General features: G+C 39.4%; 10 protein-coding genes and 3 pseudogenes. 3 read left to right on the top strand and 10 right to left on the bottom strand.

Going from position 1 to position 17,428, the window contains the following annotated elements; all coding sequences use genetic code 11:
- Positions 1–174: 174 nt before the first annotated feature.
- Positions 175–1,805, bottom strand: a pseudogene (gene groL, locus KZC02_RS22110) (chaperonin GroEL).
- Between the two features lie 52 nt (positions 1,806–1,857).
- Positions 1,858–2,155 (bottom strand): annotated as a pseudogene (gene groES, locus KZC02_RS22115) (co-chaperone GroES).
- A 236-nt stretch (positions 2,156–2,391) separates the two neighbouring features.
- On the opposite strand from groES, the gene KZC02_RS22120 reads away from it, so the two are divergent.
- Complete coding sequence (locus KZC02_RS22120; RefSeq protein ID WP_221390677.1) at positions 2,392–3,099, top strand: hypothetical protein; 708 nt, start codon at positions 2,392–2,394, stop codon at positions 3,097–3,099.
- A 114-nt stretch (positions 3,100–3,213) separates the two neighbouring features.
- Here the strand turns inward: KZC02_RS22120 and secG are convergent, their stop codons facing one another.
- The 6 genes and pseudogenes from secG to KZC02_RS22150 form a co-directional block, all read right to left on the bottom strand.
- The gene (secG, locus tag KZC02_RS22125; protein WP_221390678.1) at positions 3,214–3,594 is read right to left on the bottom strand and encodes a preprotein translocase subunit SecG; all 381 of its coding nucleotides are present in this window, start codon (positions 3,592–3,594) and stop codon (positions 3,214–3,216) included.
- A 57-nt stretch (positions 3,595–3,651) separates the two neighbouring features.
- Positions 3,652–4,311 (bottom strand): hypothetical protein, encoded by a 660-nt coding sequence (locus tag KZC02_RS22130; protein WP_221390679.1) that lies wholly within the window; start codon positions 4,309–4,311, stop codon positions 3,652–3,654.
- Positions 4,312–4,370: 59 nt separating this feature from the next.
- Positions 4,371–4,949, bottom strand: coding sequence for an LptE family protein (locus tag KZC02_RS22135; protein WP_229253727.1), 579 nt, complete (start codon positions 4,947–4,949; stop codon positions 4,371–4,373).
- Positions 4,950–4,956: 7 nt separating this feature from the next.
- Entirely contained in the window at positions 4,957–6,252 is a 1,296-nt protein-coding gene (locus tag KZC02_RS22140) for a sigma-54-dependent Fis family transcriptional regulator (RefSeq protein WP_221390680.1), read from the bottom strand.
- A 108-nt stretch (positions 6,253–6,360) separates the two neighbouring features.
- Positions 6,361–7,830: pseudogene (miaB, locus tag KZC02_RS33390) on the bottom strand (tRNA (N6-isopentenyl adenosine(37)-C2)-methylthiotransferase MiaB).
- A gap of 425 nt (positions 7,831–8,255) precedes the next feature.
- A complete protein-coding gene (locus KZC02_RS22150) occupies positions 8,256–10,553 on the bottom strand; it encodes a BamA/TamA family outer membrane protein (RefSeq protein WP_229253728.1) in 2,298 nt (765 codons plus the stop codon).
- A 119-nt stretch (positions 10,554–10,672) separates the two neighbouring features.
- Here KZC02_RS22150 and KZC02_RS22155 point away from each other — a divergent pair, with 119 nt between their 5' ends.
- Positions 10,673–11,440, top strand: coding sequence for an RNA methyltransferase (locus KZC02_RS22155; RefSeq protein ID WP_221390681.1), 768 nt, complete (start codon positions 10,673–10,675; stop codon positions 11,438–11,440).
- Positions 11,441–11,558: 118 nt separating this feature from the next.
- Here the strand turns inward: KZC02_RS22155 and KZC02_RS22160 are convergent, their stop codons facing one another.
- Both KZC02_RS22160 and KZC02_RS22165 read right to left on the bottom strand, forming a co-directional pair.
- Positions 11,559–12,350 (bottom strand): queuosine precursor transporter, encoded by a 792-nt coding sequence (locus tag KZC02_RS22160; protein WP_221390682.1) that lies wholly within the window; start codon positions 12,348–12,350, stop codon positions 11,559–11,561.
- Between the two features lie 83 nt (positions 12,351–12,433).
- Positions 12,434–13,678 carry a pyridoxal phosphate-dependent aminotransferase gene (locus KZC02_RS22165; RefSeq protein WP_221390683.1) on the bottom strand — a complete coding sequence of 415 codons (1,245 nt, stop codon included), beginning with the start codon at positions 13,676–13,678 and terminating at the stop codon, positions 12,434–12,436.
- Between the two features lie 550 nt (positions 13,679–14,228).
- Between KZC02_RS22165 and KZC02_RS22170 the strand changes: the two genes are divergently transcribed.
- Positions 14,229–17,426 (top strand): SusC/RagA family TonB-linked outer membrane protein, encoded by a 3,198-nt coding sequence (locus KZC02_RS22170; protein ID WP_229253729.1) that lies wholly within the window; start codon positions 14,229–14,231, stop codon positions 17,424–17,426.
- Positions 17,427–17,428 lie beyond the last annotated feature (2 nt).

A 17,428-nucleotide genomic window follows, 5' to 3' on the forward strand; every position in this document is an offset into this window, starting at 1 on the left:
ACGTTGAGTAAAGTGAATAGCCGCCTGGATTTTCCGGGCGGCTATTTTTTGTTAATAACATATAAATTAATGCTGATAACAGGATTTCAGGTATTGATTAAATGCAAAAACAGCCATCCCAAATCCGGGACGGCTGTTTTTATATATACATCTAAAAGATAGATGAGGGATGAATTACATCATTCCGCCCATTCCACCACCGTGGTTATGACCACCGCCAGCAGCGCTTTCTTCTGGTTCGTCAGCAATTACACATTCAGTTGTCAACAACAAGCCTGCAATAGAAGCTGCGTTTTCAAGTGCCAAACGTGAAACTTTCTTAGGATCGATGATACCAGCTTCAATCAAATCAACGTAAACGTTGTCTTTTGCATTGTAACCATAAGAACCTGATCCTTCTTTTACTTTCTGAACTACAACCGAAGGTTCCTGACCGGAGTTAGAAACGATTGTTCTCAAAGGAGCTTCCAAAGCAACACGGATGATATTGATACCAGTTGTTTCGTCTTCGTTGTTTCCAACCAAGCCTTCAAGAGCAGCAGCAGCACGGATATAAGCAACACCACCACCAGCTACGATACCTTCTTCAACAGCAGCACGGGTTGCGTGCAATGCATCGTCAACACGGTCTTTTTCTCTTTCATTTCAACCTCAGTAGCTGCACCAATATAAAGGATAGCAACACCACCTGACAATTTAGCCAGACGTTCCTGAAGTTTTTCACGATCGTAATCCGAAGTTGTATTTTCGATCTGTGCTTTGATTTGGTTTACACGTCCCTGGATATCGTCAGAATTTCCAGCTCCGTTTACCAACGTAGTATTGTCTTTATCGATAATTGCTTTTTCGCAAGTACCAAGATAATCCAAAGTAACGTTTTCAAGTTTGAATCCGCGTTCTTCGCTGATAACTGTTCCGCCAGTAATTACAGCGATGTCTTCAAGCATAGCTTTACGACGATCTCCAAAACCAGGAGCTTTAACAGCAGCAACTTTCAAAGCGCCACGGATTTTATTAACTACCAATGTAGCCAAAGCTTCTCCGTCAACATCTTCTGCCAAAATAAGCAAAGGACGGCCAGTTTGAGCAACTGCTTCAAGAACTGGAAGAAGTTCTTTCATTGAAGAAACTTTTTTCTCAGAAATAAGGATATATGGACGCTCAAGATCAGCTTCCATTTTCTCAGTATTTGTTACGAAATAAGGAGAAAGGTATCCACGGTCAAACTGCATACCTTCCACAGTTTTAACTTCTGTTTCAGTACCACGAGCTTCTTCAACAGTGATTACGCCCTCTTTACCTACTTTGTCCATCGCTTCAGCAATCATGTTACCGATTTCTTCGTCATAATTGGCGGAGATAGTAGCAACCTGAGCGATTTCTTTTGAAGTAAGAATGTTTTTCTTTTGTGCTTCAAGATCTTTAACAACCACTGAAACCGCTTTTTCGATACCGCGTTTCAAATCCATTGGATTTGCACCGGCAGCTACGTTTTTAACACCGATTGAATAGATCGCTTGTGCAAGTACAGTTGCAGTAGTAGTACCATCACCAGCAGAATCAGCAGTTTTGGAAGCTACTTCTTTCACCAATTGAGCACCCATATTTTCGATAGGATCTTTCAGATCGATTTCTTTAGCAACCGTTACACCATCTTTCGTGATGCTTGGAGAACCGAATTTTTTATCGATTACCACGTTACGTCCACGAGGTCCCAATGTAACTTTAACGGCGTCAGCCAATGTATCTACACCCTTTTTTATCTTATCGCGGGCTTCGGTATTAAAAAATATTTTCTTAGACATACGAATTAGTAATTTGAATTAACTTTTATTTCAATTATTTAATGTCAGTCAATTAACCAATTATGGCATAAATGTCTGACTCACGCATAATAAGGACATCTTTTCCTTCATATGCCAGTTCTGTACCAGAGTACTTGCCGTATAATACGGTGTCACCTGCTTTCACGGTCATCGGCTCATCTTTTTTACCTGGGCCTACTGCAACTACTAGTACCGCGTTGAGGTTTTTCTTTTGCAGTATCAGGAATAATGATACCAAATGCTGTTTTTTCTTCGGCTGGGGCTGGTTCTACAAGAACACGATCAGCCAGAGGTTGTACGTTCACTTGTATTTCTGCTAAAGTTGACATAGATATTAAACGTTTTATTTTTGAATTGTCAGTAATTTGATTTGACTCCTCTTTGCTTAGCACAATCTGTGCCAGTAGCATTCGTCTGACATTTTTTCAGACACAATGTGACAATTTTGTATCTTGCCCGGCTTACATATAACTTTTATACTATTCTAACTGTCAATGAGGGTAAATATTTTGGTTTGTGATTTCAAATGATTAATTTTTTACCGACATCAAATGAACCCGGAATTATGACGAAACTTAAAAGCGATTGGCTGACCGAAGGAGTTTTTGATTTTGAATATAAGAAATATGTCCTCCTGGCATATCTGCAACACATTGACAGCCAGTTTACAGCCAACAGGCTATACCCTCATCTACAAGAGCTGAAATTGCATTTTGATACCTGTGTGGATATTCAGGCTAATAAAAATGCAATAAAAAATTTCTTTCCAAAAAACGTAACCGGCATTGATAAAAATACCTGGAATCTCATATATGAAGATACTTACAAGGAAGATGCCTATTTGTCTGAACTAAACTATATTCTGGATTTTGCCATTCCTCATTTTTCGAAAACATTAACCGAAGGATCTGAACTTTTAACTGAAGTAGGAGGGAACATTACCATTTCGCCGGTAGGAATTGTTCCGTTACGAATTGAAGAAGGATATTTGTTTTTTGTACATACGTTTGAACGGATGGTCACTATATATCAATATCAGCTTGCACTTTATAATGAATTGAGAGAGAGGTACCTTAAAACTATATTCATTGATTCAGTAAGATTTGGGATTGGTAATACTGTTGCGCAGATTAAAATGGATCTTACCAGAAAAAACAAATCTCTACCAAATCCTGCAACTTATGTCGTAGAATCAAAGTATGATTATCCGTTGCATGAAACACTGTTACCGGTTGTTCAGCGACTCATGGTAAAACAAATGAATGTTACTTAGAATAACCAACTACCAAAATATCATTTGCTTAAACGTAGGTGATAAACCAAAAAAAGCAACTGATACTGACATTTAATCTGTCAATATCAGCTGCTTTTTAAAAGGAGATCTATTTTATTTTGCAGTATCAGCTGCAGGTGCAGTTGTTGCCGGTTTGGTTGCTGCCGGAGCAGTTGAACCCGGAGCCGGAGCAATATTTCCACCTGGAACTACTGTATTTTGCGCTTTATCAATATTTACACTTCTGATTCCACCACCGTCGTTACCCGTGCCAACCACGATATAAGAAGCCAATGAGACCAATATAACCGCACTTGCAAGTCCCCAGGTAATTTGTTCAAGCAAATCAGTCGTCTTTTTTACTCCAAACATTTGACTAGTACCAGCACCACTGAATTCGCTGGATAATCCGCCACCTTTTGAGTTTTGAATCAATACTACCAAAATTAACAATACCGCGATAATCGCAATCAGAATAATTAAGCCCAAATACATGCCTTAAACAATTATTGAATGAATGAATGTGTGAATTTTCTATAAAGGATAAAAAATTTATTTACCTGAATGATATAATTCACTTAATTTTTTCGCAAAGTAATTCCTTTTTTCCGGATTTTTCAAGATCAATTTTTGATAAACATCAATTGCCTTCTCAATTTTTCCCTGACGGAGTAAAATCCGGGCAAATGCTTCTGTTTCAATTGCTCCTGTACCAGACTGGGCAACGCGCCCATTCACATCCACATTAACGGGCTCAATATTGCTTTCCTGGCGGCTGATCCTGGGATTTTTTTTCATAAATCCTTCAATGATCAGCTGTTGTCTTTTTTGCTCTTCTGTTTTTTGTGATGGTAAAAGAGCCCCTTCCAGTATTACCTGATCGATAAGGATATCTTCCTCTTTTTCCAGGTCAGGCTGATCTTTGGCGATAGCAATTTCCTTTGTATTAACTGATGCGTCATATCTTTCGTTGTTACTTTCCACAAGATGCTGTAATGCAATCCTGCTCAATGCATAAGTTGCTGCAAGAGGTTTGGCTTTTTCCAGTTCTTCCGTTCCTGTCAAGCTGGATGCTTTTGCTAATAAAGAATAAGAAATCTGACAATATGGAAATGCCTTGATTGTAGCTTCAAGTTGTGGAATTAAATCGGTATTAAGTTCATTTGGATGCTTTACCAAATTGCTGAACGTATCTCTATCAACCATCGCCATAAAACGCTCCTGATATAAATTTGAAATAAAAAGATAAATTTAGATAAAATGAACCGCTCTCACCAGTCCGCAGCGGATTTATTGAATATTTGCTGCACTAAATTGTCCTGAATTGTTGGAAGTAATCTGGCTTCATTCTGATTTAAGGTCTGGGCCTGAGGGAAATCCGCGTAGTAAGTAAACGACTGGTCAAAGTTCTTGGTTTCGTCCTTAGCATTTGTAAAACGAATCTGAACTGTAACATTCAGACGGTTAAGTCCCGCCTGGTCATTTGCCGTGGGTGCAGCTGCCAGTACATCGTATCCTGTTATAGAGCCTTCTATAATCAGGTCACCGCCACTTGGCAAAATAGTCAGATTGGTGTTTTTCTGAAAATATTCTTTTAGCTTTTCTGTTAATTGCTGAGGCAGGTTTGTTGGTCCGCCCGCTGTACCCATTGTAAGGTTTATAACTGAAAAAGTTTTAAGATCAGGAGATAAGTTGGTTCCGCTGAACGAATAAACTCCGCAGCCGGAAATGAAAAATGACGAATTAAGAATAAAGAATAACAGTATTACCCTATTTTTTATAGAGAGAATACCTGCTTTTTTTAAACTGCTTTTTATTGGAAAACGCATTTTAGACGATTCATTTTTCATAATAATACTATTCTTCAATATCGTATTGCTTGATCTTGCGGTATAACGTACGCTCCGAAATCCCTAATGCGCTTGCTGCATATTTTCGTTTGTTATTATTTTTACGCAAAGCTTTTATGATCATTTCCTTCTCTTTGTCTTCCAATGAAAGCGATTCTTCTTCTGCTGTAACGTGCACAACGTCTTCTATTTCACTGCGTTCGTCCGAATATCTGTCCAGATCTACATTTCGTTGAGGATAAGGGCTTAATAATCTTGAAGGTTCGATAGTTGGTGTGGTAACAACCGGATCATTGTTATTCAGGGAGCTGAACAGTTCCTGATGGTCTTTTAATATTTCACCACCATATTTTTCATTTTCCAGTACATTCAATACAAGTTTTTTTAGTTCAGTCACATCTCTGCGCATGTCAAAAAGTACCTTGTATAGCAATTCCCTTTCCGAAAATGAGTTGGAAGGATCGTCCAGGCTCCGAACCGGAACCAGCGCTTTACGGCTTGATGGCTGGATCGGATTAAGATATATATTTAAAGTTTCGGCGGTAATTGGCAGCTCTTTATCCGTTTCCAGAATAGTAATCTGCTCTGCTATATTTTTGAGCTGACGTATGTTACCTGGAAATGCGTATTGAGATAACAAATTACGTGCGTCTGCATCAAGCCTGACTGGTTTTGTCCGGTAACGTTCTGAAAAATCATTGGTAAATTTCCGGAAAAGCAACAGTACATCCTCGCCACGGTCACGAAGCGGTGGTACATAAATCGGAACAGTATTGAGCCTATAATACAGATCTTCCCTGAACTTGCCGTTATTTACAGCTTCCAGCAGATTAACATTGGTCGCAGCAACTACACGCACATTCGTTTTCATTACTTTGGATGATCCAACCCGGATATATTCGCCGTTTTCAAGCACACGGAGCAAACGGGATTGTGTACCCAATGGCATTTCACCTACTTCATCCAAAAATATAGTGCCTCCGTTGGTTGTTTCAAAATATCCTTTTCTGGAATCCAAAGCACCCGTAAATGCTCCTTTTTCGTGCCCGAAAAGTTCAGAATCAATGGTTCCTTCAGGAATAGCGCCACAATTGATCGCAATAAAAGGCCCGTGCTTCCTTGAGCTGATGCTATGTATAATTTTTGAAAAGGATTCTTTACCACTTCCGCTTTCCCCTGTAATCAGTACAGTAAGGTCAGTTGCCGCTACCTGAATGGCCACATTAATGGCATGGTTCAGTACCGGTGAAGTACCAATAATTCCGAATCTGTTCTTTACAGCTTGTATTTCAGATGAATTCATTAAAATAGCGGTTGGCTGTTAGCACAGTCGGCCGCTGCCGTTGGCTATTAGCTTTTGATATTGATTTAATGCAGTAAACAATCAGGATACCGCATGTCGATGAATGGGTTAATATTGCATCACTTCTGCACAGGCTTTACCTCTTAAAGTAGCCGACGTACTTTCAGTGATCAGAACATCCACATAATCTCCTTTTTTGAAATTTTCACGAGGGAAAATAACTACTTTATTCTGATCGCTGCGTCCTGAAAAATCGTCCTGGGAGCGCTTCGATGTTCCTTCAACTAATACTTTTTGAATAGTGCCTATCAGTTTCCGGTTACGCTCTGAGGAAATGCGTTGCTGGACTTCAATAATTTCGGCAAGACGGCGCTGTTTTACTTCAGCTGAAATATCGTCTTTGAATTTTTTTGCAGCTGGTGTTCCGGGCCGTTCTGAATAGGCAAACATATAGCCAAAATCAAAACGAACATATTCCAGCAGAGAAAGTGAATCCTGGTGCTCTTCTTCTGTTTCTGTACAGAATCCAGCTATCATATCGTGTGAAATACCACATTCATCACCAAGAATTCTGCGGATACTATCGATTCGTTCCAGATACCATTCACGTGTATAAGTACGGTTCATGATTTCTAATACCCGGCTGTTTCCGCTTTGTGCTGGCAAATGGATGTATTTACAGATATTGTCATACTTTTTGATGGTATACAATACTTCATCTGTTATATCTTTTGGATGCGAAGTACTGAAACGTACCCGAAGATCAGGGCTGATCAGTGCCACCATTTCCAGTAGTTTTGCAAAATTGATTTGTACTTGCAGTTTCAGGATTTCCGTATAAGTCACCGTTAGGCCCGCTCCATTTGTAACTATCAACATTTTGCCCCAATAGTGTAACTTCTTTATAACCTTGGGCAAACAAATCCTGTGCTTCTTTCAGAATGGAATAAGGATCACGGCTTCTTTCTCTGCCCCGGGTATAAGGTACTACGCAGAAACTGCACATATTATCACAGCCGCGCATGATAGAGATAAGTGCAGTAATCCCATTGGAATTCAACCTGACCGGAGAAATGTCTGCGTAAGTTTCCTCTCTTGACAAGAAAACATTCACACCTTTCTGCCCTGTTTCTGCTTCTTCTACCAAACGCGGAAGATCACGATATGCATCGGGCCCTGTCACGATGTCTACCATTTTCTCTTCTTCCAGCAACTTGGCTTTCAACCGTTCTGCCATACATCCCAGTACGCCAATGAGCATTCCGGGTTTCTTTTTTTGTAAACGTTCAGTTGTTTGAGCCTTGTTCTTACCCGTTGTTCAGCATTATCTCGTATGGCGCAGGTATTAAGAAAAATCAGATCGGCATTTTCAGCATCAGAAGTAGTAACAAAACCAGCGTTGCGCATTACGGACGCTACAATTTCACTGTCCGCGAAGTTCATCTGACAGCCATAGCTTTCTATAAAAAGTCTTTTTTTATCGGATACGGGCTCATTTTCAGAAACATGTACTGTTTCACATGCTTCTTTATCTGATTGCGTTAATATTTTTAATGTAGTGGCAATTCTATGCTCCATTTGTTGAGGATACTGAATTTGATTTAAACGTATGGCATTGTTAGAACCATAGCTTTGGCATTATTTATACCAGATTTGAAAAATGCAAAGGTACGAAGAAATCTGGAAAAACTGACAAACTGTCATAGCGCAAGTTCCCCGTTTTAAGAAGAATTAAGAAAGAAACAAAGGAAAGCCAATCAGGAACAAAGCCAGAAAGACTTTAATACCTCAGCCCGATTCGTCTTCCTGGGAAAACCAAAGAACCAGTTAGCCTGAAAGGCTCTGATACCTCAGCCCTGAGCATCGCTCTGGGAAAACCAAAGAACCAGTTAGCCTGAAAGGCTCTGATAACTCAACCCGGGGCATCGCCCTGGGAAAATTAAAATGGATATCCCACGCCCAGATTAACATTAAGAAAATTGGATTGATTGCGGTTAAATGGTTTACTGGAAGTCAAATTCATCCAGCACAAAGCGCTGATTTTTTTGCCTGGATGGATCAATAACCTTAATTCCGAAATCAAAACGCAGAATAAAAAAGGAAAGGTCATAACGAATGCCAAAACCAGAACCGATGGCGATATCCTTTAATATTTTGTTTGCTTTTAATTCCTGCATTTCATCTGTCGTGTGAATATTCCATACATTTCCAGCATCAATAAAAAATGCATAATTAATGTCTCCAAAGAAATCGGCCAGATGTCCTCTCCATTCTAAATTACCTTCAAGTAAAAATTCACCCGGAGCTTCTATGGAAAAATTATTGTCAGTAAGCTTTGGCGGAGAAGATCCCGGGCCCAATCGCCTTGGCAGCCAGGCTCTTAAACTGTTCGATCCTCCTGCGAAAAAATACTTTTCATAAGGCGGTACTTTATTATCACCGTAGCTGTAAATAGCACCACTGTTAATCCGGGCTACAAAAGATGACCTGCTTCCCGAGCGCCAATAGCGACGAAAATCAGCATTCCAGCGCAGGTATTTATAAAATTGAAGATCTCCCTGTTTGTCCTGGAAAATATTTTTGATTAATTCTTTCTGGCCTGGAAATACGTTAAGCGACGTTCCGCCTGATTCCAGTGATAACCGGAAGTAACGTGCATCCTTCGGTGGCCCTGCAATAGGATTTGTATTATGAACGTAGGTGAAATTGATATCGGATACAAAAGATTTCAAAAAGCTGTTTTTTAAATTATTGCCCTGGAGATAAAGGTCTTCGAGCAATTCGCTGAATGCCGGAGCCAGCCTTGAAGTATTGAGTATATTAAGGTCTACCAGAGACAAATTATATAAGGTCGTATTGTTTGGCTGCCAGGAGTAGGTCATTGCGGCTTTTACGTTCGTTCTTGCGTATTCAGGCCGTTTTACAAAATTATATCCTAAACCTACCTGGGTACGCGGATTATAACCAGCCAATTTTCTCTGAAGCAGATTGCCCGGTACAAGAAGCCGTGGAAAAAGGAGGGAAGTATTAATTCCGATTTCTTCACTACGGTAAATCTGATCCGTACTGATAAAACCAGGAACCAGTTCAATACCGCCTCTGATATTGGTTTCAAAGTTTTCCAGACCGTTGAAAACATTCCGGATCTTATAGGAAAAATTGGCGAAAGGCCCCGGTGCGCCCTGTAACTGAATCACATTAAGTCCGACATCAGTGGAAAACTGGTATTTATCAAGTGGAATTGCCTTAAATGTGCCCTGAATCCCATGTCCGGTGGAATCCAGTTTATAGCTGTAATTGATAAACCTGAACTGATCGGTCAGTGACAGTTGACGTTGTGTATCTCTTTCTTTTTGCTGACTGTAAAACTCTCCCGGCCTCACCTGGATTTTAGAATCAAGAATATAGGTTGAAAACTTTTTATCTGTAAATGAATAATTAATATTCTGGCGGGTAGTATTGCTCTTTTTAAACAAAGAATCGGGTACATCTGATGGTGGCATGACATCAAAATTTACTGATGATATGGTGAAACGCTCAGGACTAGCTTTTCCGGAAGGAAGGTCTATTCTTACATTAACATCTACCAGTTTATACAAACTATCTGTTTTAGGATTCGTAATGGTGTCATTTACTATGTATGTAACGTTTTGTCTTGAAAAGCCAAAATAGCCTTCGTTTCTGAGTAAAGTTTCGATTCTGATCCGCTCATCTTCAAATGAATCACCATCGTACCTCTTTTTTGTGACCAGTATTCCATCTTTCTGGTGTTCTTTTAAAATACTGTCTGCCAGAATATTGTTGACGGCATACCTGATATTGTTGAGTAAAGTAGGTCGATTTTCTTTAACCAGATACTGGACCCGGATCCTGTTAAATATGGTATCCGGCTTAAAATTCACTGTTGATTGAAAAAAACCATTGTTATACAGGTATTTCTGCATTTTCTCTGCATTTTTTTCAACATCGCTTAAATTGAAATAAACCGGTTCTTCACCTAAAATGCGCATCCAAAAGTTGCCTTTTTCAGCTCTTGCCTGAGCGCGTTTCAGTTTTTTGGCATATCTGCGCTGTATTTTTTCAAGCTTTGCAGGTGAATTTTCGTGCAATCGTGATTCTTTCTGATAATTTTGTGTCACCTCAATGACTTTTCTTTGCTTTTCCTCCTTGTTGTAAAACAGTTGTCCGAAGCGGTAAAGACCAACATAAGGGAAAATTGGCAGGCCTAAAAGGCGGCGATTGGGTTTTTGAGGAATTAAGGCATCTAATTCTGAATCGCTGATCTCGCGATTACCTTTCATAGATGAATTACCAAGAAAATAGCTTTCGGATTGCAGAGTAGGTTTCCGGGCACAGGAAGCCAATCCTATAATAACCAGGAGCAAATAAGAACAATACGCAATCTTACACTTAATATTCAATGCTTTCTAAAAATCGTATAAAGTACATTAATTCACTGAAAATCAAGAAATTCAGGCAGCTTAATCAATCCTTTATTGTTGAGGGATATAAAAGTGTGCTTGAATTATTGAATTCAGATTTTACTGTTGAGCTTGTATTGGCCACTCAGGAGTTTCAGCAAAAATACTCAAGTATTTTAAGCCAGCATAAAACTCTTTTTGAAACTGTAACATTAACTGAATTACAGGGACTAGGTTCTTTTCAAACGAACGACTCCTGTCTGGCAGTAGCGAAAACGAAAGAAAATGATTTTTTGTGTGCTGAAAAGAATGAATATGCGCTTGTATTGGATGATATCAGCGATCCGGGAAATTTGGGAACGATCATACGGATTGCAGATTGGTATGGAATAAGAAAAATAATTTGCTCGGAAAATACTACTGATCTGTATAATCCCAAGGTGATATCAGCAAGCAAAGGCTCCTTTACAAGAATCAGCATGTATTATACCAATTTATCTGAATTTCTTTCCAAAAATGCGAAAAGTGCTATGGTTGCCGGTGCGTTTCTTGGTGGAGAATCTTTGTATGAGTTTAAGTTTTCTGCTACCGGAGGATATATTGTAATGGGAAATGAATCCAATGGAGTTGGGGCGGAAACAGAATCATTCATCACACACCGGATTACCATACCGAGAGTTGGAGAAGCCGAATCATTAAATGTAGGAATCGCAACGGCTGTGATTCTGGATAATTTGAGGAGAGGGGAAAAAAGGTCAAATGGGTAAAGGAGCAAGGGTGAAAGGAGGAACGGAAGGAGTGGCATTAGCCTGCTGATACCTAAGCCCGGGGTATTATACACTGGGAACTCCATTATCACAACCAAAGGATATTACCTTAGGGGCCTCAAACCTCATGCATAGCCTTGTGTGATAATTCTTCTGCGTATTCTTTTCCCAGGTATTGATCAATAAAATAATGGGCTAAGTAAAGGATTGGTGTGAGAAGTACGGCCACCATACCTTTGTACAAATAATTAATGCTACCTACTGAAAAAACCTGCTTCATATCCCAGTTGCCAAACACATAAAATGCAATAGTGATCACAACAAAGCTGTCTACCAATTGAGAAAACAATGTAGATCCTGTTGCCCTCAGCCACATAAACCGGCTTCCGGTTTTTCTGCGTAACCATGAAAAAACGAAAACATCGAGTAATTGCCCCAATAAAAAAGCAACAATAGAACCGATCATAATTCCCAATCCCTGATTAAAAACACGTGTAAATGCTTCGCTGATATTAAAAGGATGGCCTTCCTTGTCAGTATTATTGATGTCGAGCCAAAATTGTGCGGGAGGAAGTTTTGTGGCAATAAAAATGGTTATAAAGGTATAAACGATAAATCCAGCGGTAAGAAAAGAAATACGTTTTACACCTTTTGTCCCAAAATATTCATTTATAATGTCGGAAGTAATAAATACGACAGGCCAGTTTACCACACCCGCAGTCATGTTAAAATCCAGTTTTTGCCCACCAATTAATAATTGAGCAGGCGGAACACCTAATAAACCTTCTACCGAGAAAATTTTTCCTCCTATAATTTCGGCTATCAGCGCATTCGTTAAAAAAATGCCGCAAAGCAGTAAAAATAATCGTTGTCTTTTAGCTTCCTGTACTGAATTGTCCGGTATGGTCATGAAGTTGGCAGAGTCGGGAAATAGGTATTTTTATAATTTAATCTGGTAACTGAACATTTTGATTCAGTTACCAGATTAACAATTTATGCAATGATTTCTTCCACGGTTCGGGAAGACATAACTCTTTTATTTTCAAGGAAATATTCTATTTTGTCCATTGCCTGGTTCAGCTCATCTACGGTTGGGAGTACCACAATCCTGAAATGGTCATCACTAATATAGTTAAAGCCTGTTCCGGGCACGACAAGTACTTTCTGATCACTTAACAGATCGTACACAAACTGTTCATCAGTTTTAAAACTAAATTTTTTAAGATCAATTTTTGGAAAAACGTATAAAGAGCCTTTTGGTTTTACGCAGGTTATACCCGGAATGGATACCAATCGTTCATAAACTAAATTTATTTGTTTATAAAGTCTTCCTGTGGGTGCAACAAGTTCTTTAATACTTTGATAACCTCCCAATGCAGTTTGAATTGCGTATTGTGTAGGTACATTGGCACAAAGCCTTAAACTGGCCAATAATAAAAGCCCCTCAGTATAGGATTTTGCCTTATGCTTTGCACCGCTCAAAATCATCCAGCCACCTCTGAAACCTGCTGAACGGTAATTTTTTGACAAACCGCCATAAGAAACACATAATGTATCAGTTACAAGCGATCCCATTGGATAATGTACCGCTCCGTCATACAATATTTTGTCATATATTTCATCAGAAAATATAATCAGGCCATGCTCCTCAGCCATTTTTGCAATTCGTACCAATACATCTTTTTCGTATACTGCACCCGTTGGATTATTCGGATTAATAAGTACAATGCCCTTAGTTCGGGAAGTAATCTTGGATTCCATGTCTTCTATATCCGGATTCCAGTCAGATTCTTCATCACATACGTAATGAACCGGTTTGCCACCGCTTAGTGCAATAGCTGCCGTCCAAAGTGGATAATCAGGAGACGGCACCAGAATTTCATCGCCGGGATTCAGCAATGCCTGCATAGAAAGCAAAATGAGCTCGCTTACACCATTTCCAATAAATATATCATTAATCTCTACGTCCTGAATACCAATCGTTTGTGTATAATGCATTACTGCTTTACGGGCCGCAAACAATCCTCGTGAATCCGAATAGCCTTGCGCATTACGGATATTCATGATAATGTCGTGAACAATTTCGTCAGGTGAATCAAAACCGAACGGGGCCGGATTGCCGATATTCAGATTGTGAATTTTAAAACCGAGACTTTCCAGTTCAAGTGCTTTCTGGTATGTAGCACCCCGGATTTCGTATTTGAGATTGTTTAACCGCTGGCTTTTTAAAAATTCCATAATGTGATAGACGATGGTATTGTTACCCAAAGTTAAAGGAATTTACTCATCTGTAAACGGTTTCATTTATTTCTTCTCCTCTTTTTGAAATAATTGTATTATTATCAGTTTAGTTAGTAATAAATAAATCCTTATAGTGCTGTTCCATAAGCTCTAACTGTAACATTTTTTAAATAAAAGTGGAACTTTTCAAATCGAATAAAGGAAATTAAATGCAACTAAATTTTACAAAAAGAGAGAAATATTACAAGATATATAATAAAGCATTTAATGGAAAATATTGAAAATATTTCAATCGAAATATAAGTATGTTGTTATTTTTATATATAAACTGACAAAAAGATAATTCATTTATAATATACGTTTATGGATGAATATTTTGTCGAATATTTATATATAATACTCGAATAGTGTTGATATAATACAATATAGCCAAATTATATTTTGAATAATTGGATAAATCCATTGTAATATTTATAACAAATATTAGATTTGTGACTGTAAATGCATGATCGTGCACTATTGTTTATCAAACTTTTAATCATTTTTTATGAAAAAGTTTTTACAATTATTCATGGGATTCCTGCTTTTAAGTTTGCAGGTCTACGCCCAGGATGGTGAAGTGTCGGGTACTGTTACAGCGGATGACGGGGCTGCTTTGCCAGGAGTTAATATTAGCGTCAAAGGTACTACGCGGGGTGTGACTACAGATGTGGATGGGAAATACTCAATCTCTGCCGCCCGCGGGGCGACACTTGTCTTTTCTTTTGTGGGATATGTTACACAAAATTTGGCGGTTGGAGCGCAATCTGTTATTAACGTACGTCTTGTTTCGGATTCACAGCAGTTGGGCGAGGTGGTTGTAACTGCACTTGGTATTTCAAGAGAGAGGAAATCCATTGGTTACAGTACAGCAACGGTTTCCAATCTATCCATTACTGAGGCGAGGAATACCAGTGCGCTGGATGCGCTAAATGCCAGAGTACCGGGCCTTTCAGTATCAACGGCTTCCGGAGCTCCGGGTGCTTCCACTGTTCTGAACATTAGGGGTTTTAACTCCGTAACAGGAAATAATCAGCCTCTGTATGTGGTGGATGGTGTTCCTATGAACAACCGTGGAAATACGTCATCCACCAATGCGGCAAATGGCAATGATGATTTTAATCGCTCCATGGATTTTGGGAATCAGATGAATGATATAAACCCAAATGAAATCGAAAGTATCACTGTACTCAAAGGAATTTCTGCTTCTGCGTTGTATGGTAGCCGTGCCGCCAATGGTGCAATCCTGATTACAACAAAAAAAGGCAAATCAGGAAAAACAACTGTCGATTTTTCCAGTTCGATTGCGCAAACACAGGTTTTGCGAGTGCCACATTTGCAAAATACCTACGGACAGGGATGGAGTGGTTTGTTTGACCGTATAGAAAATGGTTCGTGGGGACCCAAAATGGATGGCGAAACCCGTCTATGGGGCAATGTTGTTGATAATTCACAGCTGTATAAATCATTTTCACCTCAAAAGGACAATCTGAAAGATTTCCTTGACCGGGGTTACGAATGGAATAGCAGCCTAGCAGTTGCAGGTGGAACTGAGGTTGCTAATTATCGTATTTCTTATTCTTATGCAGATGCAGACGGTATTATTCCAACCAATGCTGACTCTTACCAGAGGCATACCATCGGCGTTAACGGCGGTTTAAAACTGAATAAGTTTACTACGAATGCCAATGTAAATTATGTACATAAAGATCAGAAAGCTGTTGCAACCGGACAAGGAAATGATGCAGGTGCGGGGAAGGTACTCTGGCAGGAAATTATCCAGATCCCCAGAGATCATTCTATAGTAGATTCAAAAGGTTATGCAGATCCAAACAATCCATTTAGTAAGTTTTACAGTCTGGATAATTATTTTACTCCTTACGCACAAAACCCTTACTGGACTTTATACAATCAGGGCAATGATTATGCGGAGGACCGTGTTTTTGGAAACCTGGAATTTAAATATGACATTCTCAAAAGCCTGAATATTCTATGGAGAGTTGGTGGTGATTATTCTGATGCTTTCCAGAAAGACTGGGGAAATGTTGGCAAAATTACACCCGGAACTCCTAACAGCTCAGCCAATGATGTTTTTGGCAGCGTTTCCCAACTTGCCAGAGGTAACCGCCAGTTTAACAGTGATCTTCTTTTAAATTTTAACAGCAACATTGGCAGCCGTCTTGATGTTCAGGCTTTTATTGGACATAATATCAATCAGCGTACTGCCTTTACGCAATATGCCAGTGTAACCAACCTGGATTTACCTGGTTTTTATAATTTAAAAAACAGCTCAGTTACGCCAACAACTTTTACAACCGAGAGTACACGCAGGTTGGTTGGAATTTACGGAACAGCCACTTTCGGCTTTGATCACTGGTTATTTTTGACACTTGGTGCCAGAAATGACTGGACCAGTACATTGCCACAGGGAAAAAATTCCTACTTCTATCCAAGTGCGAGTATCAGTGCTGTGCTTTCGGATGTATTTAAACTACCCGCTGAAATTCCATTTGTTAAGGTTCGCTTTGCTGCGGCTTCTGCGGGTAACGATGCCGATCCATATCAAGTGCTTCCGGTTTATGCTTCCGGTAGCGTAAGTACAGGTGGATTTGGTACTATCGAATTCCCGTTTGGAGGTATTAATGCGTATGAGGTAGCAAACAATCCGGGAAACCTGAACTTAAAACCGGAAATTTCAAATGAATATGAAGTTGGGTTGGAACTTGGTTTCTTTGGAAAAAGAGTTGGACTGGAAGCCAGTTATTATGATAAAGTTACCAAAAACCAGATCATCAATTTAAACCTTGAACCTGCAACCGGTTATCAAAATCAAACTGTTAATTTAGGACAGGTTAGAAATAAAGGGATTGAGGCTATGCTTACACTTGTTCCCGTTCGTACGGATAAAGTAGAGTGGGGGATTAATTTTAATTACAATAAAATTAATAATAAAGTTGAAGCACTTGGTCTGTCAGACAGTACAAGCATTTTGCTGAACAGCAGCTACGATGTCAAATTACGGGCAGTTGTAGGACAGCCACTTGGCGCTATTTATTCCCCTGATGTGCTGCGTGACCCTGCAACCGGAGCTACAATCGTAAATCCTGAAACCGGCTTGCCTCTGGTTGATCCCAAAGAACATTATAGGGGCTCCATCAATCCTGACTTCACTATGGGCGTCGGTACTTACATTGATTATAAAGGGTTTAGATTAAGTGCTAATGCGGATTACCGTAAAGGTGGAGTATTCTATTCTTATACGGCGCGGCTGAATTATTTTAATGGCAATGCGTATGAGTCACAGTACAATGACAGGGAACCTTTTATTATTCCGGGATCAGTCGCTCAGCTTCCTGATGGCAGTCTGGTTGAAAATACCATGCCAATTTCCAGGTCACAAATGGCTACATATTACGGTGTAAATGATGCATACCAGTTTCATCATGTACTGCCAAAGACCTTCTTTAAGCTTAGAAATGTAGCGCTGAATTATACTATTCCCAAAGCCTTTCTGACTAAAATGCCTATTCGTGCCGCATCATTGGGTGTATTTGGCCGCAACCTTCTTTTATGGACACCGAAGAAAAATCATTACGTAGATCCTGAGGCTAATACTTTCGGTACGAATCTTAAAAATCTGTATGGGGAATTTGCTGCCGGCCCATCAACTGCAAGCTATGGTGTTCAGTTAAACTTATCATTTTAACC

It is taken from the genome of Dyadobacter sp. NIV53, assembly GCF_019711195.1.
In the GTDB taxonomy this organism is placed as follows: Bacteria; Bacteroidota; Bacteroidia; order Cytophagales; family Spirosomataceae; genus Dyadobacter.

Bases quoted from the DNA above. Each gene is read 5' to 3' on its own strand.
- KZC02_RS22120 (WP_221390677.1), top strand. From the start codon at position 2,392: ATGACGAAACTTAAAAGCGATTGGCTGACCGAAGGAGTTTTTGATTTT.
- secG (WP_221390678.1), bottom strand. From the start codon at position 3,594: ATGTATTTGGGCTTAATTATTCTGATTGCGATTATCGCGGTATTGTTA.
- KZC02_RS22130 (WP_221390679.1), bottom strand. From the start codon at position 4,311: ATGGCGATGGTTGATAGAGATACGTTCAGCAATTTGGTAAAGCATCCA.
- KZC02_RS22135 (WP_229253727.1), bottom strand. From the start codon at position 4,949: ATGAAAAATGAATCGTCTAAAATGCGTTTTCCAATAAAAAGCAGTTTA.
- KZC02_RS22140 (WP_221390680.1), bottom strand. From the start codon at position 6,252: ATGAATTCATCTGAAATACAAGCTGTAAAGAACAGATTCGGAATTATT.
- KZC02_RS22150 (WP_229253728.1), bottom strand. From the start codon at position 10,553: ATGAAAGGTAATCGCGAGATCAGCGATTCAGAATTAGATGCCTTAATT.
- KZC02_RS22155 (WP_221390681.1), top strand. From the start codon at position 10,673: ATGCTTTCTAAAAATCGTATAAAGTACATTAATTCACTGAAAATCAAG.
- KZC02_RS22160 (WP_221390682.1), bottom strand. From the start codon at position 12,350: ATGACCATACCGGACAATTCAGTACAGGAAGCTAAAAGACAACGATTA.
- KZC02_RS22165 (WP_221390683.1), bottom strand. From the start codon at position 13,678: ATGGAATTTTTAAAAAGCCAGCGGTTAAACAATCTCAAATACGAAATC.
- KZC02_RS22170 (WP_229253729.1), top strand. From the start codon at position 14,229: ATGAAAAAGTTTTTACAATTATTCATGGGATTCCTGCTTTTAAGTTTG.